Source organism: Corynebacterium sp. HMSC063G05 (genome assembly GCF_001810555.1).
Lineage (GTDB): Bacteria > Actinomycetota > Actinomycetes > Mycobacteriales > Mycobacteriaceae > Corynebacterium > Corynebacterium jeikeium_D.
In genome coordinates, this window is record NZ_KV801861.1 from 1 (window position 1) to 23,657 (window position 23,657).

Below are 23,657 nucleotides of genomic sequence, written 5' to 3' on the forward strand. Positions count from 1 at the left end.
CGGAAAAGACACACTTTTCTTTACTTAACCCGCAATGCCCCGGCTCGCGCTGCCAGGTAATAAATACAAAAGACCCGCACCTACAAGGTGCGGGTCTACATGGTGCGCCCGAAGGGATTCGAACCCCTAACCTTCTGATCCGTAGTCAGATGCTCTATCCGTTGAGCTACGGGCGCGTGTGGCGGAGGCGAGAGGATTCGAACCTCCGGCCCGTCGCAAGACAGGCAACTCCTTAGCAGGGAGCCCCATTCGGCCGCTCTGGCACGCCTCCAAAACCACTGGCATCGATCCCGCTTCAGCAAAGCTGTTCGCCATTGCGTGGACGAGACCAAATAACCGCAGCCAATCCTACAGAACACAAGAATTGAAAAGCAAAACACCCGCGGAGCCACCAAATACGGCGCCACAAATAGCGACCACACCTTGGGATTTTGCGGGGATTCTGTACTGCCCAATCCGGGCCATGTTCTACAGTTAGGCCTATGACCAACGATGCATCTTCAGTTCAGCCCAAAACCCGCGCCGACCTCGAGCAGGTTCCGGCCTATGTCCCGGGCAAGGCTGTGCCCGGCGCGCTGAAGATCGCGTCCAATGAAATGACTCAACCGCCACTGCCCTCGGTGGTGGAGGTCATCTCGCAGACCATCGCTGACCCAACCACCAGCCCGAACCGCTACCCCGACATGGGCGCGGTTGACCTGCGCATTAAGCTCGGCGAGCACCTGGGTCTGCCCATGGAGCAGGTCGCGGTCGGCTGCGGCTCCTCCGCTCTGTGCCTGCAGCTCGTGCAGGCCACCTGTGCGGATGGGGATGAGGTCGTGTTCCCGTGGCGCAGCTTCGAGGCCTACCCCATTCTCGCTCGCGTCGCCGGGGCTACTCCGGTGCCGGTGCCGCTGGATGCGCAGGGTCGCAATGATCTTTCGGCAATGGCTGCGGCTATCACCGACCGCACGCGCCTGGTTTTCGTCTGTAATCCCAATAACCCAACGGGCACGACCATCACTCGCGAGGCATTCGCGGAGTTTATGGCGCAGGTTCCGGGTGATGTTGTGGTCGCTCTCGACGAGGCGTACATCGAGCTGGTGGACGAGGCCACTCATGCCGCTACCCCGTTGGCGCATGAGCTGCTGGATACCTACCCCAACCTGGTCGGTTTGCGCACATTCTCCAAGGTCTACGGTTTGGCCGGGCTTCGTGTGGGCTACATGTTCGGCCCGGACAAGCTTGTGGAGGCCGTGAATAAGGTCGCTATCCCCTTCTCCGTAAACACTCTCGCGCAGATTGCCGCGCTCACCTCGCTCGACGCACAGGAAGAGCTCACCGCCCGCATTGCTGAGGTCCGCGCACAGCGCGTCGCCGTCACAGAGGCCATCAATGCCGCCACCGGCCGCGAGACGGTGCTGCCGAACTCGCAGGCCAACTTCATTTGGATTGACGAGGGTCGGATTGCGGATCTCTCTTTGCTTGACGACGTCTCGGTGGCCACCACCACGGATCTCGGTGACTTCTTGGCGCAGCGCAACATTCTCATCCGCTACTTTGCCGGCGAAGGTGCTCGCATCACCATCACTACTGAGGAAGAGACCTCGCAGCTGCTGGCTGCGCTAGGAATTGAGCGCTAACAGCTATCGCTCAGCTAGCAGCTACCGGCGCGGCCGGTGGTCGCGCCACCGCTGCGCTCAATCGCCTTTGCGATGCGGTCAAGCATTTGCTGGCCGGTCTCATAGGTGCCGTCGTCAGGCTGGGCTGCGATAGCGACACCAACGAAGGTGCCCGGCTTCTTGCCCGGCAGATAGCCGAACTGCCGCACAAGGTAGACACCTTCATCATCTGGGCCCCACCCACCCTTGAAGTGGGCACCGCGGATGCGTCCGAGGCCGTAGGACTGCTCGTCGGCAATCTGCCCCATGAGGTCAGCAACCTTTGGACCTGCCTCGATGCACTGCAAATTGGCGCCGAAAATAGCCTGGTCGCGCAAATCCCACTGCGTCTGCCCGAAGACGGTGTATTCCGCACGGATGCGGTCAGTGCCCATGACGGTGCGGGTGTCGTGGCCCTCTCGGAGAATCTCGTCGGTGGTCGCGCCCGCGGTCGCGTCATCGCCCAGGGAGTACCACATGGACTCAGCCGCATCGTTATCGGAAACCGTGATTGCGGCTTCGACCAGGGAATCCACGCCCGATTGGCGCACATAAGCCACCGCGATGGGCACCTTGGAGGTCGACCAGGCCGGACCCGTTTTGAAGTCACCCGTGGAAACCACTTCGGAATCCTTATCCGGCGTTGCCAGAGCGGCGCCGGCCAGACCACCGAGTTCCTTTTGCGCGGACTTCACTGCCTCGACAACTTCGCGAGGCATCTCACCGGGCACAACTTTCCCGTCGGAGGATGCTCCGCCGGGGCCGTCGTCAAGCGGATTGGACAGCGTCGGCGACGGCATGTCCGCCGAGTCGGTGCCGATGGTGCAGGCGCTAAGGCCGAGCGTGACGACGGCGGTTGCGGCCAGAGCTACTCGGAGACGTTTAGACAATGTGCACCGTCGCATTCGTACCGCCGGTGCAAGTGACAACCTCACCGTTATCGCGGCAGGTCATGCTGTATGTCTTGCCAGTTGTTGGGCTGCTAGCGGTGACAGTACCGTTGAGCTTCTTCGTAAGTTGGTACTGCTCAACGAAGGAATTGCGGACGTTGGTGGCAAACTGACAGGTCGTCGTGTTACCGCCGACATCTTCTGCATATACCAAGTTCAAATCACCCGGATCGCCTGAGCCGGAGCAGTGGCGCCAATTCGATGGCGGCTGGAACCCTTCAGCGCGACGCTTCTGCTCAGCAGTCGACGACGTGGAGGAATCCTCAGCACTAGCTGACTGAACCGACTGGGGCGAGTTGCTGCCGGCCGAATTCACTCCCTTCGAATCGGAGAAGTAGAAGTAAGCCATTGCGCCGACGAAGAGAGCGACCGCAACGAGTGCCAGGACAATAACCGCGATGGTCAGCCCCTTGTTGTCATTGCGCGGCGCAGCAGCCGGACCAGCTTGCGGACCTGGAACATAGGGGGCAGGGCGGTATGGTTCAGGCTGCTGGGACTGTGGATACTGCTGCTGCAGATACTGGGTTTGCTGGTTCTGGGGCTGATAGTCCTGCGTTTTCCCCTCAGGCTGCTCCCACTGTGACTCATCCACAGCGCTCCACGCATTTGCCGGCGTATCAGCGGAGGGTTGATCATCTGACGTGCCCGGATTTATGCTCCACTCACCGAACGAGTCGTCCGAGTGGTTGCTCCGATTCGTTGCCATTGTTCGACCTTTTCCCTCAATACCGTCCGCCAGCATGACGCTGGGTTTGTATTACAGCAAGACCGAGCTTACCGGTTTTAGCAATTTGCCCGTATTGTTTCAGGCCACAGTACACGTTGGTCGGAGCAATTAAATTACCTCCGCAAAATTACCTGTGGCAGATTTCGGACACACGAAACCCCCGACCGCATGCGACCGGGGGTTACGTTCTGCAATTCGCTCTCTATCCGGGGGAAGTTTTTACTTATCCCTCAGAGAGAACTGCCGCTAATCGCGACCTCGAACAGTCGTTAGAACGGCCACCACGACGGCTTCGCATTCTTGTTCACGACTACCTTTTCGCCGCCAACGACCCAGTTCGCGGTCGGGTTAAAAGCCGCGCCCAAGTTGGCGTAGCCGCCGTTGTCGAACTCACCTTCATAGCCTGGAGCCCTGTACGTGAAGTCAACGGAGACAGACTTCGAACTGCTGACAGTCGGGTTGTCCTTGAAGACACCGAGGAAGCCGCCCTCCGTCCAAGACAGGCGCACCTGACGATTACCGTTGCGCTCGGTGTTGACGTACTCCCCCTCCTTCAGCGTGTAAATACCGCCACCGAGGATATTGTCCTGCGACTGGCGAGTCACACGAACGAGCTCAAAGTCAGCCGGGATGTTGTGGCCGATTCCCCGCAGTTTGCCTTCGCCATTGACGCCGACGACCTCAATACGGATGGTGACCTCGTCACCCGGTCGGACCTCCTTACCGCGGATAATCTGCGAGTAAACATCAGCAGACCAAATCGGGCCACCGACAGTGCCGAGCTTCACCTTCGGGGCGCTCGAGCCCGGCAGGGTCAGACCAGGCGAATTAAGTCCTGGCGAGTTCAGACTCGGCGAGGGCAGACCCGGGGACTGCGCCATGGCAGGAGCGCCGAAACCGAAGGTCAAGCCAGCTGCGAGGGTAACTGCGGCAATGGCGGTACGGGAGCGACGTCGCGGACGAGAGGCCGCGATGTTCTTGGAGTGCATATTGCGCATGATGGGAAAACTTTCTGTGAAAACCTGAAAACAGGCGCGGTGGAAAAGCTGGAATTACTTAGCGGTTAATGCCCGGCGACGGCAGCCCCGGGGACTGGAAGCCCGGTGACGGCAGGCTCGGCGACTGCAGGCTCGGGGAGCCCAGCGAGCCACCTGGGACATCCGGAATACCCGGAATATCCGGAGCTGGCGCCTCCCGCTTCACAGTGAGCTTCGGCCCCATGTCATGCAGCTTCTCCACCGAATTGCTCGGGTTGAAGTGGATTTCGGTTCCCGTATTCAACGCACCGTCGGCAATTGCGTTCGTGACGCGGTACTTCCACTTGAAACTCACAGTCGACGTGGTCGGGGAGCCCCATGCCTGAAAGATGGTGCCGGCCTTAAACTCCACCGCACCGTTGTTAACGATTTCCAGCCACTTATCCGACTCGTTCGGATCCGCCCAGTCATCGCTGCCGACCTTGTACGTCGCCGAGTTGGCCACGTACTGCAGACCATTCGGAATGACATCGGTCATGCGCTGAATGTAGGACTTCGCACCCCAGATGTTGTTGTCCGTGTAGGTCAGAGTAAAGGTCACGACATCGCCAGGCTTGACGACCGCACCCGCGACACCATTGACCTCAACGGATCGCGTCACATTGGAGTTCTTCCAGCTATGCGTCGCGCTGGAGGAACCAGTACCGGTGACTTCACCAATGGCGTCGGTGACAGTCTGAGTGATGGAATCAACGCTCAGCAGGTCCTGAGCATGTGCGGTATTACCGAATCCCGCAAAGGTCATACCTGCGGCTAGAGAGAGTGCAGCAATGCGAGCAATGCTGCGGTTACGTACGGTGCGAGTTGCCATCTGTCACGGGCTCCTTTTAACGATGCGAAGACTTGTGGTCGGAGTAGGCCAACATGGCGGTTCTCCAGCAGGAATGCACGCGTGATGCATCGGCGTGCGGTTCACTTGGCGATAGTTAATACGACACCTATCGACGGCGGCAACAAGTAGCCATTTTTCGAACATCAACCTAAAAATCGAAAACCATGTCGCCACAGCAGTCACACCAGTCACATGTCCGCACATGCATTACAGGTTTGGGCCGACTGGAATACTTTTAACTATAGAAATACGCACTGCCCTGAAATGGCTGTTCCCCACCGCTGCCAAAATTGCCCCCATTTTCCATCCCGCGACAAAACACCCCAGCTTGCCCCCCTGTAACGCTGTTCAGGGGTATCCAAAGAACCCAATTACATGCCCGTCCGACCACCCCATAACGGGGTTAACCACGAAAGCCTCCCAAAGGTCCGACTATCCGTCGCTGACCTCAGCACATACGCCAACTTTTAAGAGAAATGAAGAAACCCCCGGTAGAAAATCTACCGAGGGTTTCATCTGCGGAAGCAGGGGGATTTGAACCCCCGGAGGTGTGACCCTCGCTGGTTTTCAAGACCAGTGCATTCGGCCGCTCTGCCATACTTCCAACGCCAACATCATAACCGCATACCGCCGTAAGGCAGCAAACGCCCTCATAACACCCCTTGCCAGCACCTTTCGCAAGCCCTTCATCGGAAACCACACCCCAAGCATCCACCTCTACAGACATAACTATTTTTGCTAACTGCAAAAGAGCTTGAAATACCGCGTGCATAACCAGTTTTTGCATTACCTTTGAAGACTATGAAGGCAATCATTCAGACTGATCTTTCCAACCCCCGCGCCCTGGAATGGGCCGATGCTCCGGAACCGACTCTCGAGGATGGGCAGGTGCTGGTCAAGGTCAAAGCCGCTGGCGTAAACCGCGCTGACCTGCTGCAGGCCGCTGGCCACTACCCGCCACCGAAAGGCGTGACCGACACCCTCGGCCTGGAGTGCGCGGGTGTCATTGAAGAGGTCAAGGGCGACTCCCAGGGCTGGAAAGTCGGCGACGAGGTCTGCTGCCTTCTCTCCGGTGGCGCTTACGCCGAAAAGGTCGCAGTCCCGGCCGGCCAGATTCTCCCACTACCACATGGCTACTCCTTCACCGAGGCCGCATCTATCGTCGAGGTTGCCTGCACGGTGTTCTCGAATGTCGTGATGATTGCCGGCCTCAAGGAAGGCGACCTGCTGCTGGTCCACGGTGGCGCGGGTGGCATCGGCACTTTCGCTATTCAGATGGCCAAGCGGCTCGGTGCTCGCGTCGCAGTCACCGCCGGTTCGGCGGAGAAGCTGGCTAAGTGCAAGGAGCTCGGCGCCGACATCCTCATCAATTACAAGGAAGAGGACTTCGAGGAGATCGTTGCAGCTGAGGGTGGCGCCAATGTCATTCTGGACATCATGGGCGCAAAGTACCTCGACCGAAACGTCAAGGCCCTGGCGAAGGACGGCCACCTGGTCATCATCGGCATGCAGGGCGGCGTTAAGGGCGAGCTCAACATCGGCCGCCTGTTGAGCAAGCGCGGCTCCATCACCGCCACCGGCCTGCGCTACCGCGATCTCGCTGACAAGGCTCGCATCGTCAACGCCACAGAGGACACCATCTGGCCAATGCTTGCCGACGGCACCGTCACCCCTCAAATTCATGAGGTCATGGATATGCGCGACGCAGCCAAGGCCCACGAGCTGCTCGACAGCGGCGCGGTCAGCGGCAAGATTGTGCTGACCGTCTAGTTAGCTGACTACCTAGCTAACCGAGCGAGGCAACTGCGCGCACGAGCTGGTCAATGTCGTGCGGCGTATTGAACGGCTGGAGGCCAACTCCCACGGCGCCTCCAGCCTCATCGATGCCCATGGCCTCCAGCAGTGGCGATTCGTATGCATCAACAATGCTGGTCACGAGGCCATTATCCAGCAACCTGTCCACGACCACCTTCGCCGACACCCCATCGACGAGGAAGCTAACGCGCGGAATGTGCTGTGCCCGCGACACACTCGCGAAAGAATCATCTTCGGTATCCATACCGATGATGTACACCCGCGGCAGGGTCATCAACGCCGCAATCAGGCGTTCCGACAACGTCGTCAAGTAGCGAGAAACCTGCGGCATCGCCGTTTCAATGCGATGCCTACGCGACCCCCTCGCCGTGCTATCCAGCGATGCCAGGTGCAGCACCGATTCCGACACCCCACCGAGCAATGCCGGCGACACCGGGGAAACCTCGATCCGCTCGACGCCGCACACATTCGGCACATAGCTTAACGACGTCATGCGCTCGAACATCTCGGAATCCTTGAACACCAAAGCTGCGACCTCAGGCCCGCCCAGCACGGAGGCATCAACCAGCATGATGTCGGCGCCCAGCTTGCTCATCGACACATCGCGGTAGGCGACAATATCCGAGGCATCAACCAAAACCCAGGCGTTGGAGTGCTCATGCACCCGCCGAGAAATGTCAGCTACCGGGGCAATGGTGCCAATGAACGGATCCGCGGCCGGGACGACAACGAGGCGAGTATGCTCGTCTACGAGCTCGTCGAACTGCCAGGACGGCAACGTACCCGAGGACAAGTCGGCCTCAGCAATGCGGACTTGAGCTCCGTAGAGATTGGCTGCCCGGCGTAGTGGTGCGTGTACGACCTGCGAACCAATGCGAGAAATCACAAGGTTAGAGCCGAGCGTCAAGCGTCGACTCATTGCGGACGTGAACTGCTCCATGAGCACCTCACGCGAAGATCCCAACACCACGCCGGCGACCGGGCCGCCAGTGAGGTCGGCAAAAGCCCGGCGCGCACTGGCGGTTAGCTCCGCTGCAGCGGGAACGCCCGAGCTGCGCGACTGGCCATGAGCCCCCGCCCCAGTCTCACCAGGAAGGGACTTCTGGGCATTGCGAAATGCAGAAATCATCGCAGCCTGGACACGCTCGGGTACCTGGGTGCGTTGACCCGCATTGAGGTATGTCCACCCGTCGGAAAGCGACGAGTAAGCACCCCTGGTTGTCGGCACATCGAAGGCCATGAAAACCCTTTCCCGGTTTCGAATTCAAGCTGCGATATCTATTTCAGAGTTAACTGTGCAATCACCCACGAATCGAGCATCCATGCCCCGAACCGTGTATCGATTGCACATCTTAGTTGGAGCCAATTCTATCGGAGCAACCCCATATAGGATAATCTTTATCCCTTTTTAGCAGTTGCTTAAAATTGGCCGAACTTTTCTTGCCTGTAGCCATGCGCAAGCACTCCCGATGCGTGAACCATATGCACCAGCTGCATGCCATAAAGCAGTTACAGCGGCGATTGTATGTAAGTTTTCCAGGGTCACATAACCAGTCGCATAACCAACCGTGGAAACAGCCTCAGAAGCACCACGTCACCACCAATGACGACCACCCCACGCGACGGTTGTTCGCCGTCACGACGTGGAATAATGGCTCGCCCGGTGCCGTCGGTATTCAATCTAAACCGCCCTAGCTAGTAGTTTGGAGACGTGACTAACGCAGAAAATGATCGCCAATCCGCAGCTGCAGCCGACCAGCCGGCCAATACTGTGCGCAATGGCTCCGCTATCCGCACGGAGGAAACTCTCCGTCGCGACATTGCGCGCATAACTGACGCAACGGGTGAGGCACCGGCTTTCAAGTCGCGTTCCCGCACCATGGGCGCTGCCTGGCAGGATCTGGTTACCGGCTTCGGCCAGCGCGAGCTGTGGCTGCAGCTGGGCTGGCAGGACATCAAGCAGCGCTACCGCCGCTCCACGCTTGGCCCACTGTGGATCACCATTGCCACCGGCGCCATGGCCCTCGCTCTCGGCCTGCTGTACTCGCTGCTGTTCCAGCAGGAGCTGGCGTTCTTCCTGCCACACGTGACCGTTGGCCTGATCATCTGGGGATTCATCTCCGGCTGCGTGCGCGAGGGCGCAACCGTCTTCATTGAAAACGAAGGCCTGATCAAACAGTTGCCCAGCGCGCTGAGCGTTCACGTCTACAGGCTGGTATGGCGGCAGCTGCTCTTCCTGGCCCACAACATGGTGATCTGGCTGATCCTCGTGCTGGTCTTCCGGCCGGATTTGGGCTGGAACTTCTTCCTGGTCATCCCCGCGATGGCGCTGCTGGTGGTCAACGGTGTGTGGGTGACGATGTTCTTCGGCATCATCGCTACGCGCTACCGCGACGTGGCACCACTGCTGGATTCCCTAATTCAGCTGGTGTTTTACATGACTCCGATTGTGTGGACCACCAAGACGCTGGAGGAACAGGGCGGTGCCGTCGCCGAACGCGCACGCATCGCAGAGATCAACCCGCTGTTCCACTACCTGGAAATCATCCGTGCCCCGCTAACCGGCGAGCCGGTGGATACCTACCACTGGTGGATTGTCCTCGCCTGCACCGCAGTCGGCCTGCTGCTGGCACTCGGGGCCATGCGCCTGTGGCGCTCCCGCGTGAGCTACTGGGTTTAGGCCGCAAGGGCCGTCGTAAAGCGAATAGAACTAGCAAGGGATAAGCATGGTCAGCATTGATACTTACAACGCGTGCGTTGACTTCCCCATTTTCGACGCCAAATCGCGGTCGATGAAGAAGGCGTTCCTCGGCGCCGCGGGTGGTGCGATTGGCCGCAATGACTCCAATGTCGTGGTCATTGAAGCGCTGAAGGACATCAACATCCACCTGCGTGAGGGCGACCGCGTCGGCCTGGTAGGTCACAACGGCGCGGGTAAGTCCACGCTGCTGCGACTGCTGTCGGGCATCTATGAGCCCACGCGCGGTGCCGCCGATGTGCGCGGCCGTGTGGCTCCGGTGTTCGACCTCGGTGTCGGCATGGACCCGGAGATCTCAGGCCTGGAAAACATCATCATCCGCGGTCTGTTCCTGGGGCAGACGCGCAAGCAGATGAAATCCAAGCTCGACGAAATCGCAGAGTTCACCGAACTCGGCGACTACCTGCACATGCCACTGCGCACCTACTCCACCGGTATGCGCGTGCGACTGGCGCTCGGCGTGGTCACGTCCATTGAGCCGGAGATTTTGCTTCTCGACGAAGGCATCGGAGCCGTCGACGCCGCATTCATGGCGAAGGCCCGGACGAAGTTGACCGAATTGGTCGACCGCTCCGGTCTGCTGGTGTTTGCGTCGCACTCAAATGAGTTCCTGGCGCAGCTGTGCGACACGGCGCTGTGGATTGATCACGGTACGGTTCGACAGGCAGGGCTTGTCGACGAAGTGGTCGAAGCCTACGAAGGTAAAGAGGCCGCCGACCAGGTGCGCCGCGTGCTCGCGCAGCGACGGTAGCAGCTTCGCCGGGAGTCCGGGCGCAGTTCCCCATCGTGGCCGAGCGGGCGGCTGGCGAGCGGCTGGCGGGCGGCACGGATGCTTGGAATTGCCCACCCGGAGCAACATGGCAAGATAGACAGCAATAAAAACAGTAATAAACGGTACTTCCCCCGATGGAGAACGAAGTGAGCGAAAACTCGGCTGACCACCCAAAGCACGATGAAGCAGCAACGGCCGCAATCGTGGTGACTCACAACCGCATCGAGGACCTGCGTCAATCGCTTCCCATCGTTGCCAGCCAGACCCACATGCCGAAGTGGCTCATCATCGTCGACAACGGCAACGACCCGAAGGTCAAGGAACTCGCCGAGCAGGTGGCGGCGCAGCAGTCGTCGGAAAGCGGATCGGCGCCGGAGATTCACTACGTCGGTTCCAAGACGAACCTGGGCGGCGCTGGTGGTTTCGCACTGGGTATGCTGACTGCGCTGTCGCTGGGCGCGGAGTGGATTTGGTGCGCCGATGATGACGGGCGCCCGGAGGACTCCTACGTGCTGAAGGCGCTGCACAGCTGCGCGCGACGTCACCAGCTCGACGCTGTCTCGCCGGTGGTCTGCGACATTAAGGCCCCGAACAAGCTGGCATTCCCCCTGCGCCGCGGGCTGGTGTGGCGCCGTCATCGCGAGGAGCTTTTCGAAAGCGGCATCAACCCCAAGCTTCCCGCAGTGAACGACTCTGAGGGGCGGAGATGGTTCACCAACTTTGCAGATCAGAAGGCTGCGACCGGGCTCGAACTGCCTAGCGACCTCGAAACCATCGACGGCAACCACGACCTCCTGCCCGGCATCGCATCCCTGTTCAACGGCGCGCTGTTTAGCGCCCGCTCGCTGGAACAGCTCGGCGTTCCCGACTACCGCCTATTCATCCGCGGCGACGAGGTCGAATTCCACCGCCGCCTGGTCCGCTCCGGCCTCCGGTTCGGCACATGCTTGACGACGGCCTACCTGCACCCCTCCGGTTCGGGTGAATTTGTGCCCATTCTCGGCGGCAAAATGCACACGCAGTACCCGACCAATGACTTCAAGCGCTACTTCACCTACCGCAACCGTGGCTACCTGATGAGCCAGCCTGGCATGCGCAAGCTCATGCCGCAGGAGTTCCTGCGCTTCGGCTGGTTCTTCCTGGTCCAGCGCCGCGATGTCCGCGGCTTCTACCGCTGGTTCAAGCTACTGAAGCAGGGGCGCGCGGAGAACTTCGAGCGCTTCGATCCAAAGTCGAAGTAGTTCGGGCTGGCGTTGCGGCGCTGGCATTGGGGCTGAGGCTGTGGCACTGGCCTGGAGCGCAGACGTTGCGGCTGGTGGGGCTGAGGCTGAGGCGCTGGCCTGCATATTTGATCTCGCCCGGGTCGTGTAGTCCGCATTTCGAGTGCTCAGTGCGCAAAAGTGTTACCTAACCCCTGGTTCCCTTCTCCTCCACTGACATATCGATGAGGTATTCACTCATCGATGCGCTACAGCCTGCGCATAAGTGAATAGTCCTACGATAAGTGCGCGGGCCAGGCCAACAGCGTGGCCATAAGTCCTGAAAAGTCATCGACAAGTGGCGGAAAGTTGGCCATAAGTCAGCACAATTGCAATAGGTCAGAAGCCGAACTCAGCGGGAGTCGCGCGAGGCCGGTGCATTTTCCAGAAGCTGCAAACGCTGCTTACGCTCCTGGATTCTGGACTCACGGAGCTGCCGATCTTTATACGGGACAGTGGCTTGACGAAAACGCCCAACTTCGGACGAAAATACCAACCCACCTGCCTGAATGCGCTGCCTCTGTCGAATAGCGAACTGTCGCAAGACCTCCACGCAGTCCCCATTAATGACCTGTGACCATTGGAAGCGGAGTACATCTAAGTGGAGGTTTCGCAGACGCTTCTCGCGAGCTTGCTCTTTCAGAAGCACAGTCTCCGTAGCTGCTACCCCGCCACCGGAATACTTAGTCAGCCCATCGAACTCAATGATCAAATTCAGATGAGGCACATAAAAATCGACGCGCCCAATGAATCCTTCACTGTCATAGAACTCGACTTGCTGCATGAGCACGCATTTTTCGTCGTAAAGCGTGGCAATTCCTGAGTCGATTATGCATTTCTTTGTGATTGACTCACCGATGGATTCGCTGTGTTCGCTGGCAGTTCGAAGTAGCTCGCGGGCGCGACGGATCCCCGGCGAACGTGGGTAATTTGTGAAGACTGTACGCAATTCGTCGAGGTCACACCACTGTCGTAGTGCGGTGTCAACGATGATTGGCCCGTTTTCGGACTCGGCGGTGCGGCAAATATCGATGACGGTTTTCGGCACATCGGTAACGCAGCGCCCACCAATGCGAACGATGTCTTGTTCGAGGATTTTGCCACCGACATGGCGCAATCCGCCGCCAGGTCGGCGCAGGCCGGAATTGGCAAGCGCGATTGTGGCATTTCGAACAAGCAACGGGATGCCATGCAACGCAGCGGCTGCTTCGCCCGTAATGATTGTCCCGGAACCTGGCTTGACCAGTGCCTTTATCTGCAGTTGAAAACGTTCGAATGCTGACAGCGCATTCCAGCGAGAGCACTCGATGTAGGTGCCGTACGCCAGTCTGAGCAGGGATCCATCTCGAATATTTGTGCTTTCGACGTGGCCGTGCAGATTATCCAGCTCTGACGTGGCACTGACATATTCACAAGGATGCTTGATTTGTTTCTGCGAAGCCGCATGGATGAGGCCATCGGAATCGTAATTCCAGGTAGGCATTGGTTTAGGCACGCTCCCCCGAGGATGGTTGCAGCTTGGCTGCGGGAATTGGGATTTGTGCCTTCATTTATGACCGACTCCGTGAAAATTGGCAGCGGAAAAGCCGCCGAATTGCACTTATCTGTGGACAATTTGGCGGCTGTGGATAACTAGCTGCGGACACCCAGCTGTCGCTTACTTAATACTTGGCGCCGTCCTCAACTGCGAGACCGAACGGAATGCCGGTGTCTGACGGCCAGTACTTCTCGTCAGCTGAGAAGCTAATCGTTGCCCTTTCCCCATCGCTGTGGCGATTTGGGTTAATCACAACATGGTCAATAGTGCGTGTCTCAGTTTCATTACTTCCTGCAAGCGTTGCTGTCACTTCAGTTGGCTGGTCGAGAACCAGAATCGCAAATTGTCGATTGTCGGCAGTATGGGGGTTGGGATCCTCACGCTGCTGATAAGCGAGAACCTCGGCTCGGTTCTGGAAAACCTTCACGGTACCGGTTACGGTCTGCTGGCCGCTGGTTCCATTGCTCGACCCCTGCGGACTAGAACCCGAAGCCCCGGACTGCGAACCCGAACCAGACCCCGACCCCGAAGCCGACCGCCCCGCCGTCGGATTCGGGCCACCGTTGCCACCGTTACCACCATCAGCGCCAGCACCATTCGAGCCCGAGTCCGAGCCCGGCGCGCAGTCATTACCAGCAGCAATGGCCTCGACGACATCCAGGTTGTCAGCCGGAATCCAGTTAAACTGTTCGAACTCCCCAGAACCCGGATTCGCAGGCGTTTCCACCAGCTCATTGCCCTGGCGCGTCACCAGCAAATCTTCCTGATTACGTCCGCCTCTCTCTGCAGAAAACGAGAACATACCCGGCTGACCAGTAGCTCGCTGAAGAGCGCGACGTACACCGCCCACAGAAGTCACGCCGTCATGGTAGGAATTCTGAAACTGAATTTCCTGACCATTCTCGTCAACGCCGTAGACACCAATCGCATCAATTTCGGCGCTCATCGCACTTGTGCCATAGTTCAGCACCAGCTCGGGCACGCACCCATCATCAAGATGCACGAGCGCATATTTCATCGCCCCACCGGGGCTAACTTCTCCGACAAAAGTCTGCAGTGGCGCCGGGTTCGCCAGCACCTGCTTGTACACAACGACGGCCTTCTCCGCCTGCGCCTGCACCTGCGCATCGCCATTTTCGCGTGACGACGACACACTGCCCTCGGCAGCCGCCGAATCGCCACCTCGATCCCCAGAAACCTGGAGGAAAAGGAACAGAGCCAGCAACAGGATAATCAGCACCAATAGCACCAAAATGGCGATGAGCTGCTTGCGGGTTTTGCCACCTGAGCTAGTCGAAGGCGTGGGTGTGTGCGTGGTCATGATTGAAGAACTACTCGCCTTGGAAGAACTTTTCCCAGTTGTCTTCGCTGGTCAAAGATGGCACGGCGGCACGCCACTGCTTCGCAAGGTCGTCCCACTTGGAGGACAGTTCGCGCATGAGGCTGATGGTCTCGGCGCGCATGGACTTTTCCTTATCCAGGTCGCGGACCAGGTGGCGCACTCCATTCTGGGAGGCATCGGTGACCCAGACATCGTCGAAGGTGGAAATGTGCCACCAGAAGGAGTCCTCGAAGGCCACAGCCACCGGTCCCGGGCGCTTCTTACCCATCTGCGTATAAGCCAAACGCTTTGCCATCGTCTTATTTTCGCTGGAGATCTCGTGTGACGGCGGACGAACTGGGGTCAGACCACCCGGCATCTCGTGCATCGGCAGCAGCTCGGTCTCCGGGAAGTTCTTTCGACCAGCAGAAATGCGAGCGAAGTCGCCCTGCGATGCGTTCTTCAGCACCTCCGGGCCACGCAGCAGGTCACGAACAGCTTCCATCTGCGTCCAGGCCAGGCCGTAGCGCATGGAGACCAGGTTCGAGAGGATTCGTCGTGAAGCGACGTTGACCATGTCCTTTGCGGTGACATCGCCGTGCATGGTGGCGGCGATGAGGGAGTTGCGCAGGCCGAAGTACTGGGCGGCGTTTTCGATGTCCTTCCAGTAGAAATCGGCGTGCCAAACGGCTGCGCCCGGAATGGTGTCAGTCGGGTAGCCGGCCTTGGCGGCGCGGAAACCGTAGTCGATGTCGTCATACTGGAAGAACAGCGGCAGCGCCAGGCCAATCTTCTTAATGACCTCGGACGGCACCAGGCAGGTCCACCAGGCGTTGTAGTCAACGCCCAGGCGACGCAGCTGGTGGTACTTGCGCACGTCCACGTCGGCGTAACCGAACTTGGGGTCGTTCTCCTCGACCGTCAGCGCCTTCCAGTTGTAGGTCTCGCCGGTGCGGAAGAGGCTGGTCGGGTTGAACAGGAAGAGCATCTGCGCACCGAGCAGCATCGGCTTTTCCGCGCATACGGCCAGGGCGGATAGGCGCAGGGTGGTTTCGGGCTCGGGGCGGATGTCGTCGTCGGTAAGCAGAACCATGCAGTCGCCCGCAGCGGTGGCGTCGCGCATGCCGCGGGAGAAACCGCCGGCGCCGCCGAGGTTTGGCTGGTGGACAACGTTCAGGCGCTCGCCGAGGATCTCCTTGGCCCAGATGAAGTCGGCTTCGTCGGCCGGGTGCTGTTCGCCCTGGTCAACGACGCGGATGGTGCGAACGCGCTCAAGGGCTGGCAGGTCCTCAGCCAGCGTGGCGACGGTTCGAGCACAGTCAACCGGTCGGTTATAAGAACAAATGACCAGGTCAGTCGGAATATCGCGCTTGATAGCCGACTTGGGCACAACATAGCGGACATCGGAAATCTTTGCGCCTGCGTCCTCGGTGTCGAAGCGCAGGTGAATGGCACCGCCATCGGCGAAGCGGTCCAGCGGGACGGTCAGGCGCACCTCTTCATTGGCAGAACCTGACATCGGCGAGTGCTCACCGGTCCAGTTGCCGTCGGCATCCGAGCCGCCCGCTGCCCAGGAGTCCTCCAAGCGGAGGTGGCCCCCAATATCTTCGGTGTAGGCCAGCACACGCGCGGAACCGACCACGCGCGCACGGATTTCGACCTGCTTAATTGAGGTCCAGCGCTGCCAGTAAGAGGCTCTGAAGCGACCGAAGTAGGTGTCAGTGCGCACTACGGTGTGGCGACCGAGCGTGATCGAGTTACGGGTGGCCTGCACCGAGCTGTCGTAGGCGCCAACGCCTTCGACTCGGTAGTACAAATCCGGCTCCACCCAGTCTGCGGGCGGAGCAAACAGCACGCGCTGAATAGTCAGCATGTCAACATCGGTTTCGGCGGTCAGCTGAGTGGATTCCTTATTAGAAGCAGTCGAAGTCACGTCCCCCAGCGTATCGCGCTATTTCACACGGAAGATGAATACACGCTGAATGATGAAGTTAATTACCGTCGCAACGCCCTGCGCGACAACGAATGCGCCGAACTGTGCCCACTGCGCGTTCCAGTCCCAGGATTCGACGAGCCAGGGCTGCAACACGTTGAAGATACCGACCTGCGTGGCGTAAGTAATCAGGTACAGCACCGCAACTGCCAGCACCTTCTTCGCCGAGGACTTCGACTTGAAGGTCCAGCGGCTGTTAATGATGTACGCCGTAATCGTGCCGAAAACCCAGCCGACCGTCTTGCCCCAGAAGTTGGTCGCCCCGAAGGCGTTGAGCATGATGAACGTCAGGCCGAAGTCCACCACCGCCGCGATGACGCCGGAGATAATAAAGCGCATCATCTGCACTTTCAGTCCGTGCTCGTCCTTGGCCTCCGTCGCCATTGGCACTGCGGCCGAGTCCTCTACGACAAAACCGTTTTCGTGGGAGCCGTTTCCGAGCTTGCCGTTGTCGCGGTTCGGGTTTTCATTTGCTGTTTCATTCGCTGACACGCCTAGGAATTCTAGGCCACCGGCCAGCTAACAAACAGCCAGCGCGAACATAAACAGGCAATAAAGAGGAGAAAAGAACTAACGCCGCAGCGCCTCACGCAGCAGATCCAGCCGCTCCACCGGCGAGAGCGCATCCTCCCCAGCTAGCCCCAACGCGCTCATCTCCGCCCAGCTAGCCGCCGCCAATTCCTCAACGTCCTCGCCGGATAGCGGGATGCCCTCGTCGCTCTCCCAGCCGAGGCGCTCCATGACATGCGCCGCCACATCATGCCGTAGCTCATCCGAGGTCAGCGCCGCCAAGCACAGCAGCTCCACCAATGCCGCATCGTGCCCGGCTGGGTCTTTCTCGGCGTCCTCTATAGGCAATGCGCGCAATCGCTTAACGACGCTCTCCCCCGCCTCCCCGGTCAATTCCAGCGCGGTTGCTTCCGACCTCTGCAGGTCCAGAGCCTGTAACAGGGGCACGAATTCAAACACCCCCGACCTCTCGATGATGTCCACGATATCGGCACGAGCGGTGGCCAGCGTATTTTGAATAGAGTCCCGTCCGGTCAATTCCCTATTGATTGCGGCAATATCTACCGGCTCCTCCGCGTCCACATCCCCCAGTGCGCGGATTGAACCCGAGCCACCGATGCACAGGGCATCCGGGGTGGCCTCATCGCGGGCAAAAGCTTCTCTGACCTGCAAGGTATGTTCCCACAGGCCCCACTGCCAGATAAGGGTATCGCCGGGACTTTGCAGCACTTCGGCAACTGTGGTGGACAGGGGAACATCGACGACTCCGACCGCTGCGGGTCTGCCGCCAGTCACCAGCTGCGCCGCAGACTCCACCGCAGAGCCGGGCAAATGGAACTTCGTCGGCACGCTTTCCTCGCCCCACCCAAAGATGACCGCTAACACGCGGGACAGGCTTCGCAGATCCATCTGGTCATTGACCCCGAAGACGCGGTGGGCACTGCACGGTTCTTCCTCTAAAGAGGCACCGATAATGAGCGTGGCCGGTTCCGTGGCCACGCGAACGCCTGGGAAGGCGACTACGTTATCGGTCTGTGCTGCCATACCTCACAGCGTACGCAGGAAAAACAATGTGGCCTGGATGGCAAAAACTCGCTACAATGCGCGCGTTTTTACCAGCGGAATCTGGCGCGGCTCCGCACCCCATGGCTCTACCAAGTACTTGCGACGCAGGCGCTGCGACTCCACCGCGGTCCACTGCGCCACCAGCTCTTCTACCCCGCGGGCAAGCCCCAGCACCGGCCCTGCGACTTTTTCGCCCACATGCGGAAAATCAATAACCTCCACGTCGTTGACCTTGGGGAACCGCGGCTCCGTCAGATTTCCCTTGCCGGGCTTGGCCTTCTCTTCCTTCGCGGCAGCACGCAGCTGTCCGATGTGGTCACGAATGCCGGCCACCGATGCCGGCAGGTCCACCACCGTGGCCCCTGCCTGTTCAATCGCATGCGATAGCAGGTCCGCCCCCTCAGCGCTCTCTGCACTCTCTGCCGCAGCGTCACCGTCACCATCGCCCGCGGTCACAGACGCAACAAAGCAACCGGTGAGCAGATTGGTGGCGGTCTCCAGGGCTCCGTCGTCAAGCGGATCCACCAGCCATGCACCCGACAACCTCTCCCCTGCAAAGGACGGCGAGAGCTCCACATGCCAAATGAGAACGGGCGATGTGGAACTACATACGGCAAGGGTCTGCGGAGTAGCAGCAGGCGTGGACATCATGAGGTTGATGGTATCGCGAGTGACGGATTCGAAGCGGGGTAGCCTTTATCGCATGTTCGACTTTTTCAAGAAGAAGCCGCGCGAAACCATCAACATGGCCGCCGAGTACACCAACACCCCGCTGTCGAACCAGATGGTCATGCTATTCGCCGAGGAGCTGCCCATCCTCGACAGCGCAGAGCGCGCACAGGTCTACCGCGCACTTGAGGCGTACGACGGCCCGCAGATCACCTCGCAGGAAATGCTGCCGGAAGAGATCCGAAAAATTATGGATCTATAGCCTCTCCGTACATTTCGCTCGCTTTCCGACGACCCGTGCGCGGCCCCAAGCGTGACCAACACCTCGGAGCGTCACGGGCGACGGAGCCAGTGCAAAGGGGTAGCCTAGCCTTGATGTCCACTAACACTAACGGCAAGTCCAGCACCGATGCTTCGAACGGTGCCTACGGAGCCGTACACACAGAAGCCAGGACCCTGACCGGTTGGGGTCGTACTGCCCCCGCTAAGTCCCAGGTGCTGTCGACGCCGGACTTGGATGAAATCGTTAACGCCGTCAAGGCTGTCGCGGACCAGAACTCCGACAAGCCTGCCCACCTGCGCCGCGGTGTGATTGCCCGCGGTATGGGCCGCTCCTACGGCGACCCCGCCCAGAACTCGGGCGGTCTTGTCATCGACATGCAGAAGCTCAACAAAATCCACTCCATTGACCAGGAGTCGGCGATTGTTGATGTCGACGGCGGTGTCACGCTGGACCAGCTGATGAAGGCCGCGCTGCCCTACGGCCTGTGGGTGCCGGTACTGCCGGGTACTCGCCAGGTCACCATCGGTGGTGCCATTGGCCCGGACATTCACGGTAAAAACCACCACTCCGCAGGTTCCTTCGGCAACCATGTGCTGTCGATGGAGCTGCTGGTCGCCGACGGTCGTATTCTGCATCTCGAGCCGGAGGGCTCCGCAGATGACCCGGACGGCAAGCTGTTCTGGGCAACTGTCGGCGGCATGGGCCTGACCGGCATTATTGTCCGCGCTCGGATCAAGATGACCAAGACCGAGACGGCCTACTTCATCGCCGATACGGACCGCACGAATAACCTCGACGAGACCGTGGCATTCCACTCCGATGGCTCGGAGCACAACTACACGTATTCCTCCGCGTGGTTCGACGTCATCTCCCCGGAGCCAAAGCTGGGCCGCTCCACTATTTCCCGCGGTTCGCTCGCAACCTTGGCGCAGCTGGAGGAATTCGCCCCGAAGCTGGCCAAGGATCCGTTGAAGTTCAACGCTCCGCAGCTGATGACGGTTCCGGATATCTTCCCGAACTTCACCATGAACAAGCTTTCCCTCATGGCTATCGGTGAGGCCTACTACTTCATGGGAGCCCCGGCGCGTAACCAGGTCAAAAACCTCACGCAGTTCTACCAGCCGCTGGACCTCATCGGCGAGTGGAACCGTGGTTACGGCTCCAACGGCTTCCTGCAGTACCAGTTCGTGGTGCCGACCGACGCCGTCGAGCCTTTCAAGGACATCATCCGGGACATGCAGCGCTCCGGCCACTACTCCGCGCTCAACGTGTTCAAGCTCTTTGGCCCCGGCAACAAGGCCCCGCTGTCCTACCCGATGCCGGGTTGGAACGTCTGCGTGGACTTCCCGATCAAACCGGGTCTCGGCGCCTTCCTCGATGATTTGGATAAGCGCGTCATGGAGTTCGGCGGCCGCCTCTACCTGGCCAAGGAGTCGCGCACTTCCGCCGCTAACTTCCACCAGATGTACCCCGAGATGCAGAGCTGGCTGGACACCCGCAATGAGATTGACCCACACGGTGTCTTCGCCTCTGACATGTCTCGTCGACTGGAACTGCACTAAGACAACCGAGAGGATTTAAGCCCCAATGATTAATGCTGTAGGCGCTGCCCAGTCCATCCTGCTGCTCGGCGGCACTAGTGAAATCGGTCTGGCCATTACCGCCGAGTTCCTGAAGAAGGGCCCGGCCAAGGTCATCCTGGCTTCCCTGCCGAACGATCCGCTGCGCGAGGCCTCCGCTGAAAAGATGAAGGCCGCCGGCGCTTCCGAGGTGGTCACCCTCGACTTCGACGCAACGGACTTCGACTCCCACCCGGAGGTCGTCGATAAGGCATTTGCCGACGGCGACGTGGACATCTGCATCGTCGCGTTCGGCATGCTTGGCGACGCCGAGGAGCTCTGGCAGAACCAGCGCAAGGCCGTCCTGGCTGCGAGCATCAACTACACCGGCGCGATGTCGATGGGTGTTCTGGTTGGTCAGAAGTTCAAGGCGCAGGGTCATGGCCAGTTCATTGCCATGTCCTCCGTCGCTGGTGAACGCGTGCGCCGCTCCAACTTTGTCTACGGTTCCACTAAGGCCGGCCTGGATGGTTTCTACCTGAACCTGGGCGAGGCCCTGGAGGAGTACGGCGTCAAGACCCTGGTTATCCGCCCTGGTCAGGTCCGTACCCGTATGTCCGCTGACGTGGACGAGGCCCCGCTGACTGTGAACAAGGAAGATGTCGCCAAGCTCGCGGTGAAGTCCGTCGAGGCCGGTAAGACACTGGTCTGGGCTCCGCCGGCATTCCAGCTGGTGATGATGGTGCTGAAGCACATTCCGCGCCCGATCTTCAAGAAGCTGCCGATTTAAGAGCGGGTTTCGAAGGACTCGATAGAACTCAGCGGGGCTTGACGGGCTGACGTACCCACCTTTAGCTCCGCCGTTCGTCGGAGTCCGGTTCCTGTGCAAAACTTGAGGGCATGGTAGACAAGCAGGCCGAAACCTCGAGCGCTGACACCACGGGTGCCGACAACACTAGCGCCAACACAACGGGCGCACGATCCTACAGTGAGCTGGTTGACGAAGATCGCTACGAAATCTTCAACGATGACCAGCTCTCCCTCAAGGCTGCTCTGACCTACCTGTTCGCAGCGCTTGTGGGCGGTTCGGTTATCGCTCTAGCGTCCTGGTTTGTGTTCCACCGCCTGTCGCTGCCGGCCTTTGGCGGCTCGCAGCTGACCAGGGCAGTCGCAACAGCGCTGATTGTCATCACGCTGACGCTCACCACCGTCCTGCTGTATTTCTTCGCCACCAAGGGCAAAGATAATCGCCCCCGGTGGCTAACGTGGTTGACGTACCTGATGGCTTACATGTCACCGGCCATTTTGGCGGTCTCTGCCGTCGGCCTGCCACTGGGCTCGACCAGGCTGTGGTTGGACGGTCTGTCCGTCGACCAGGAGTTCCGCACTGAATACCTCACCAGGATGGCCTCGGAGCCTGGCCTGCATGACATGTCGTACATCGACATCCCGTCTTTCTACCCCGCTGGTTGGTTTTTCCTGGGCGGACGCCTGGCCAATATCCTGGGCATTGCCGGCTGGGAGGTCTTCCAGCCCTGGGCATTGATTACACTCGCTGCCGCTGGCTGTGTTTTGGTCCCGGTGTGGCAACGCCTGAGTGGCTCCCTGCCCGTGGCCACTGGCATTGCGCTGACAACCACGGCGGTCGCCCTGGCGACTGTCGCCGATGAGCCCTACGCCGCAGTCGTTGCTATGGGTCTTCCGGCGATGACCGTGATGGCCTGGCGCGGTCTCACCGGCGCCTGGTCCGCCATGTTTGGCGTGCTCGTCTTCCTGGGTATTTCTGCGACTTTCTACACTCTTTACACTGCCGTAGGCGCGCTTATTGTGGTCGTGTTGGCCGTGGTCGCGTGGACGTCGTCAAGCTCTTGGATGCCCGTAGTGCGCCTGATCATTATGGGCGTGGGGTCGATGCTGATTGCGGCGACGGTGTGGGGTCCGTACATGCTGGCGGTTGCGACGGGGGCACCGCGCTCGGGCGCGACAGCGACGCACTACCTGCCCCCGGAGGGCGCGCAGCTGCCTTTGCCGATGCTCGCCGCCAGCGTAATCGGTGTGCTGTGTTTCATCGGCGTCGTGCGCATGCTGGTCAGCGCCACGGAGCCGGATGCCCGCGCGCTCGGCCTGGGCACGCTGGTGCTCTATGGCTGGGTAGTTGCCTCGATGGTGGCGACGCTGCTCGGACGCACGCTGCTGGGGTTCCGCCTCACCGCACCGATTACGTTCATGCTGATCGCGGCTGGTGTGGTCGCGCTTGCCGACGCCCGTCTCAACGGCATCGAGAAGTATTGGCCGCAGGCGGCACCAGCTCACATTGCCAAGCGTGTCTCCGCGGTAATGGCGGCAGTCTTGCTGCTGGCGGGCATTGGCTACGCGCAGTCGATTCCGAATAAGTTGCATGGTGCCATCGACTTGGCGCATACCGACACCGACGGTAACGGCGAGCGCGCGGACCGCTTCCCACCGAATGCCGGGGCGTGGTACTCAGCGGTGGACCAAACGCTGAAGGAGGCCGGGCTCGATCCGGCCCAGACAGTGGTGCTGACGGATGAGAAGAATTTCCAAGCACTCTATCCCTGGTACGGATTCCAGGCGCTGACCAGCCACTACGCTAACCCTCTGGGTGAGTTCGACCGCCGTAATCAGGCATTGGAGGAATGGTCGGAGATTCGCGACCCCGATGAGCTCGTGCAGGCAATGGACGAAACGCCGTGGCGCGGACCGGATGCCATTGTGCTGCGGGGCGAGGTTGAGACATCTGATGGCGAGGATGCCGCTCCACTGACGTTGGACATCGCGGATGATATCTATCCGAACAATCCGAATGTGGTCTTCCGGAGCCTGAATTTTGCCCGCTCTGCATTTGAGAAGCACTGGGAGCTAAACCAGGTCGGCCCGTTCGTAGTGGCGGTTCGCAAGTAGGTATTGGC

General features: G+C 59.8%; 20 protein-coding genes and 3 tRNA genes. 9 read left to right on the forward strand and 14 right to left on the reverse strand.

Annotated elements, in window-relative coordinates; genetic code table 11:
- Positions 1 to 100: 100 nt before the first annotated feature.
- A tRNA-Arg gene (locus tag HMPREF2751_RS08095) sits at positions 101 to 176 on the reverse strand.
- A 3-nt stretch (positions 177 to 179) separates the two neighbouring features.
- Positions 180 to 271 (reverse strand) — tRNA-Ser (locus HMPREF2751_RS08100).
- Between the two features lie 211 nt (positions 272 to 482).
- On the opposite strand from HMPREF2751_RS08100, the gene HMPREF2751_RS08105 reads away from it, so the two are divergent.
- Positions 483 to 1,622: a histidinol-phosphate transaminase gene (locus HMPREF2751_RS08105; RefSeq protein WP_070595831.1), complete on the forward strand. Its 1,140-nt coding sequence runs from the start codon at positions 483 to 485 to the stop codon at positions 1,620 to 1,622.
- 14 nt (positions 1,623 to 1,636) lie between these two features.
- Here the strand turns inward: HMPREF2751_RS08105 and HMPREF2751_RS08110 are convergent, their stop codons facing one another.
- From HMPREF2751_RS08110 to HMPREF2751_RS08130, 5 genes are all read right to left on the reverse strand, one after another.
- Entirely contained in the window at positions 1,637 to 2,530 is an 894-nt protein-coding gene (locus HMPREF2751_RS08110; protein ID WP_224433578.1) for a hypothetical protein, read from the reverse strand.
- A complete protein-coding gene (locus HMPREF2751_RS08115; protein ID WP_070595833.1) occupies positions 2,523 to 3,296 on the reverse strand; it encodes a hypothetical protein in 774 nt (257 codons plus the stop codon). The genes HMPREF2751_RS08110 and HMPREF2751_RS08115 overlap by 8 nt, the downstream gene beginning before the upstream one ends.
- 290 nt (positions 3,297 to 3,586) lie before the next feature.
- Positions 3,587 to 4,315, reverse strand: coding sequence for a hypothetical protein (locus HMPREF2751_RS08120; RefSeq protein WP_049172462.1), 729 nt, complete (start codon positions 4,313 to 4,315; stop codon positions 3,587 to 3,589).
- 58 nt (positions 4,316 to 4,373) lie between these two features.
- The gene (locus HMPREF2751_RS08125; protein WP_070595834.1) at positions 4,374 to 5,165 is read right to left on the reverse strand and encodes a DUF11 domain-containing protein; all 792 of its coding nucleotides are present in this window, start codon (positions 5,163 to 5,165) and stop codon (positions 4,374 to 4,376) included.
- Positions 5,166 to 5,705: 540 nt separating this feature from the next.
- Positions 5,706 to 5,790, reverse strand: a tRNA-Ser gene (locus tag HMPREF2751_RS08130).
- Positions 5,791 to 5,987: 197 nt separating this feature from the next.
- Here HMPREF2751_RS08130 and HMPREF2751_RS08135 point away from each other — a divergent pair.
- Positions 5,988 to 6,956 (forward strand): NAD(P)H-quinone oxidoreductase, encoded by a 969-nt coding sequence (locus HMPREF2751_RS08135; protein WP_048732059.1) that lies wholly within the window; start codon positions 5,988 to 5,990, stop codon positions 6,954 to 6,956.
- A gap of 16 nt (positions 6,957 to 6,972) precedes the next feature.
- Here the strand turns inward: HMPREF2751_RS08135 and HMPREF2751_RS08140 are convergent, their stop codons facing one another.
- The gene (locus HMPREF2751_RS08140) at positions 6,973 to 8,241 is read right to left on the reverse strand and encodes an aminotransferase class V-fold PLP-dependent enzyme (RefSeq protein WP_070595835.1); all 1,269 of its coding nucleotides are present in this window, start codon (positions 8,239 to 8,241) and stop codon (positions 6,973 to 6,975) included.
- 471 nt (positions 8,242 to 8,712) lie between these two features.
- Here HMPREF2751_RS08140 and HMPREF2751_RS08145 point away from each other — a divergent pair, with 471 nt between their 5' ends.
- From HMPREF2751_RS08145 to HMPREF2751_RS08155, 3 genes are all read left to right on the forward strand, one after another.
- Positions 8,713 to 9,681, forward strand: coding sequence for a galactan export ABC transporter permease subunit Wzm/RfbD (locus tag HMPREF2751_RS08145; RefSeq protein WP_080969573.1), 969 nt, complete (start codon positions 8,713 to 8,715; stop codon positions 9,679 to 9,681).
- Between the two features lie 46 nt (positions 9,682 to 9,727).
- Positions 9,728 to 10,510 carry a galactan export ABC transporter ATP-binding subunit Wzt/RfbE gene (locus HMPREF2751_RS08150; protein ID WP_005510871.1) on the forward strand — a complete coding sequence of 261 codons (783 nt, stop codon included), beginning with the start codon at positions 9,728 to 9,730 and terminating at the stop codon, positions 10,508 to 10,510.
- A gap of 155 nt (positions 10,511 to 10,665) precedes the next feature.
- A complete protein-coding gene (locus HMPREF2751_RS08155; RefSeq protein WP_042388319.1) occupies positions 10,666 to 11,772 on the forward strand; it encodes a glycosyltransferase in 1,107 nt (368 codons plus the stop codon).
- A 370-nt stretch (positions 11,773 to 12,142) separates the two neighbouring features.
- On the opposite strand, the gene HMPREF2751_RS08160 is transcribed toward HMPREF2751_RS08155, so the two are convergent.
- The 6 genes from HMPREF2751_RS08160 to HMPREF2751_RS08185 all read right to left on the reverse strand — a co-directional run bounded on the left by HMPREF2751_RS08160 (position 12,143) and on the right by HMPREF2751_RS08185 (position 18,867).
- A complete protein-coding gene (locus HMPREF2751_RS08160; RefSeq protein WP_070595836.1) occupies positions 12,143 to 13,273 on the reverse strand; it encodes a PDDEXK family nuclease in 1,131 nt (376 codons plus the stop codon).
- A gap of 178 nt (positions 13,274 to 13,451) precedes the next feature.
- Entirely contained in the window at positions 13,452 to 14,648 is a 1,197-nt protein-coding gene (locus HMPREF2751_RS08165) for a hypothetical protein (protein ID WP_070595837.1), read from the reverse strand.
- Between the two features lie 10 nt (positions 14,649 to 14,658).
- The gene (locus HMPREF2751_RS08170; protein WP_070595838.1) at positions 14,659 to 16,581 is read right to left on the reverse strand and encodes a glycosyltransferase; all 1,923 of its coding nucleotides are present in this window, start codon (positions 16,579 to 16,581) and stop codon (positions 14,659 to 14,661) included.
- A gap of 18 nt (positions 16,582 to 16,599) precedes the next feature.
- The gene (locus HMPREF2751_RS08175) at positions 16,600 to 17,133 is read right to left on the reverse strand and encodes a GtrA family protein (RefSeq protein WP_070595839.1); all 534 of its coding nucleotides are present in this window, start codon (positions 17,131 to 17,133) and stop codon (positions 16,600 to 16,602) included.
- A gap of 78 nt (positions 17,134 to 17,211) precedes the next feature.
- Positions 17,212 to 18,195 carry a hypothetical protein gene (locus tag HMPREF2751_RS08180; protein ID WP_049189781.1) on the reverse strand — a complete coding sequence of 328 codons (984 nt, stop codon included), beginning with the start codon at positions 18,193 to 18,195 and terminating at the stop codon, positions 17,212 to 17,214.
- Between the two features lie 51 nt (positions 18,196 to 18,246).
- Positions 18,247 to 18,867 (reverse strand): hypothetical protein, encoded by a 621-nt coding sequence (locus tag HMPREF2751_RS08185; protein ID WP_070595840.1) that lies wholly within the window; start codon positions 18,865 to 18,867, stop codon positions 18,247 to 18,249.
- Between the two features lie 52 nt (positions 18,868 to 18,919).
- Here HMPREF2751_RS08185 and HMPREF2751_RS08190 point away from each other — a divergent pair, with 52 nt between their 5' ends.
- The 4 genes from HMPREF2751_RS08190 to HMPREF2751_RS08205 all read left to right on the forward strand — a co-directional run bounded on the left by HMPREF2751_RS08190 (position 18,920) and on the right by HMPREF2751_RS08205 (position 23,649).
- On the forward strand, positions 18,920 to 19,147 hold the full coding sequence (locus HMPREF2751_RS08190) for a hypothetical protein (protein ID WP_048761551.1): 228 nt from the start codon (positions 18,920 to 18,922) through the stop codon (positions 19,145 to 19,147).
- A gap of 113 nt (positions 19,148 to 19,260) precedes the next feature.
- Positions 19,261 to 20,730: a decaprenylphosphoryl-beta-D-ribose oxidase gene (locus tag HMPREF2751_RS08195; protein ID WP_049193891.1), complete on the forward strand. Its 1,470-nt coding sequence runs from the start codon at positions 19,261 to 19,263 to the stop codon at positions 20,728 to 20,730.
- A gap of 25 nt (positions 20,731 to 20,755) precedes the next feature.
- Positions 20,756 to 21,517: a decaprenylphospho-beta-D-erythro-pentofuranosid-2-ulose 2-reductase gene (locus HMPREF2751_RS08200; RefSeq protein WP_070595841.1), complete on the forward strand. Its 762-nt coding sequence runs from the start codon at positions 20,756 to 20,758 to the stop codon at positions 21,515 to 21,517.
- A 110-nt stretch (positions 21,518 to 21,627) separates the two neighbouring features.
- Entirely contained in the window at positions 21,628 to 23,649 is a 2,022-nt protein-coding gene (locus tag HMPREF2751_RS08205; protein WP_070595842.1) for a galactan 5-O-arabinofuranosyltransferase, read from the forward strand.
- Positions 23,650 to 23,657: the final 8 nt, after the last annotated feature.

Excerpts from the sequence above, each read along its gene's own strand:
- HMPREF2751_RS08105 (WP_070595831.1), top strand. The coding sequence starts at position 483 with ATGACCAACGATGCATCTTCAGTTCAGCCCAAAACCCGCGCCGACCTC.
- HMPREF2751_RS08115 (WP_070595833.1), bottom strand. The coding sequence starts at position 3,296 with ATGGCAACGAATCGGAGCAACCACTCGGACGACTCGTTCGGTGAGTGG.
- HMPREF2751_RS08120 (WP_049172462.1), bottom strand. The coding sequence starts at position 4,315 with ATGCGCAATATGCACTCCAAGAACATCGCGGCCTCTCGTCCGCGACGT.
- HMPREF2751_RS08125 (WP_070595834.1), bottom strand. The coding sequence starts at position 5,165 with ATGGCAACTCGCACCGTACGTAACCGCAGCATTGCTCGCATTGCTGCA.
- HMPREF2751_RS08135 (WP_048732059.1), top strand. The coding sequence starts at position 5,988 with ATGAAGGCAATCATTCAGACTGATCTTTCCAACCCCCGCGCCCTGGAA.
- HMPREF2751_RS08140 (WP_070595835.1), bottom strand. The coding sequence starts at position 8,241 with ATGGCCTTCGATGTGCCGACAACCAGGGGTGCTTACTCGTCGCTTTCC.
- HMPREF2751_RS08150 (WP_005510871.1), top strand. The coding sequence starts at position 9,728 with ATGGTCAGCATTGATACTTACAACGCGTGCGTTGACTTCCCCATTTTC.
- HMPREF2751_RS08155 (WP_042388319.1), top strand. The coding sequence starts at position 10,666 with ATGGAGAACGAAGTGAGCGAAAACTCGGCTGACCACCCAAAGCACGAT.
- HMPREF2751_RS08160 (WP_070595836.1), bottom strand. The coding sequence starts at position 13,273 with ATGCCTACCTGGAATTACGATTCCGATGGCCTCATCCATGCGGCTTCG.
- HMPREF2751_RS08165 (WP_070595837.1), bottom strand. The coding sequence starts at position 14,648 with ATGACCACGCACACACCCACGCCTTCGACTAGCTCAGGTGGCAAAACC.
- HMPREF2751_RS08180 (WP_049189781.1), bottom strand. The coding sequence starts at position 18,195 with ATGGCAGCACAGACCGATAACGTAGTCGCCTTCCCAGGCGTTCGCGTG.
- HMPREF2751_RS08185 (WP_070595840.1), bottom strand. The coding sequence starts at position 18,867 with ATGATGTCCACGCCTGCTGCTACTCCGCAGACCCTTGCCGTATGTAGT.
- HMPREF2751_RS08190 (WP_048761551.1), top strand. The coding sequence starts at position 18,920 with ATGTTCGACTTTTTCAAGAAGAAGCCGCGCGAAACCATCAACATGGCC.
- HMPREF2751_RS08195 (WP_049193891.1), top strand. The coding sequence starts at position 19,261 with ATGTCCACTAACACTAACGGCAAGTCCAGCACCGATGCTTCGAACGGT.
- HMPREF2751_RS08200 (WP_070595841.1), top strand. The coding sequence starts at position 20,756 with ATGATTAATGCTGTAGGCGCTGCCCAGTCCATCCTGCTGCTCGGCGGC.
- HMPREF2751_RS08205 (WP_070595842.1), top strand. The coding sequence starts at position 21,628 with ATGGTAGACAAGCAGGCCGAAACCTCGAGCGCTGACACCACGGGTGCC.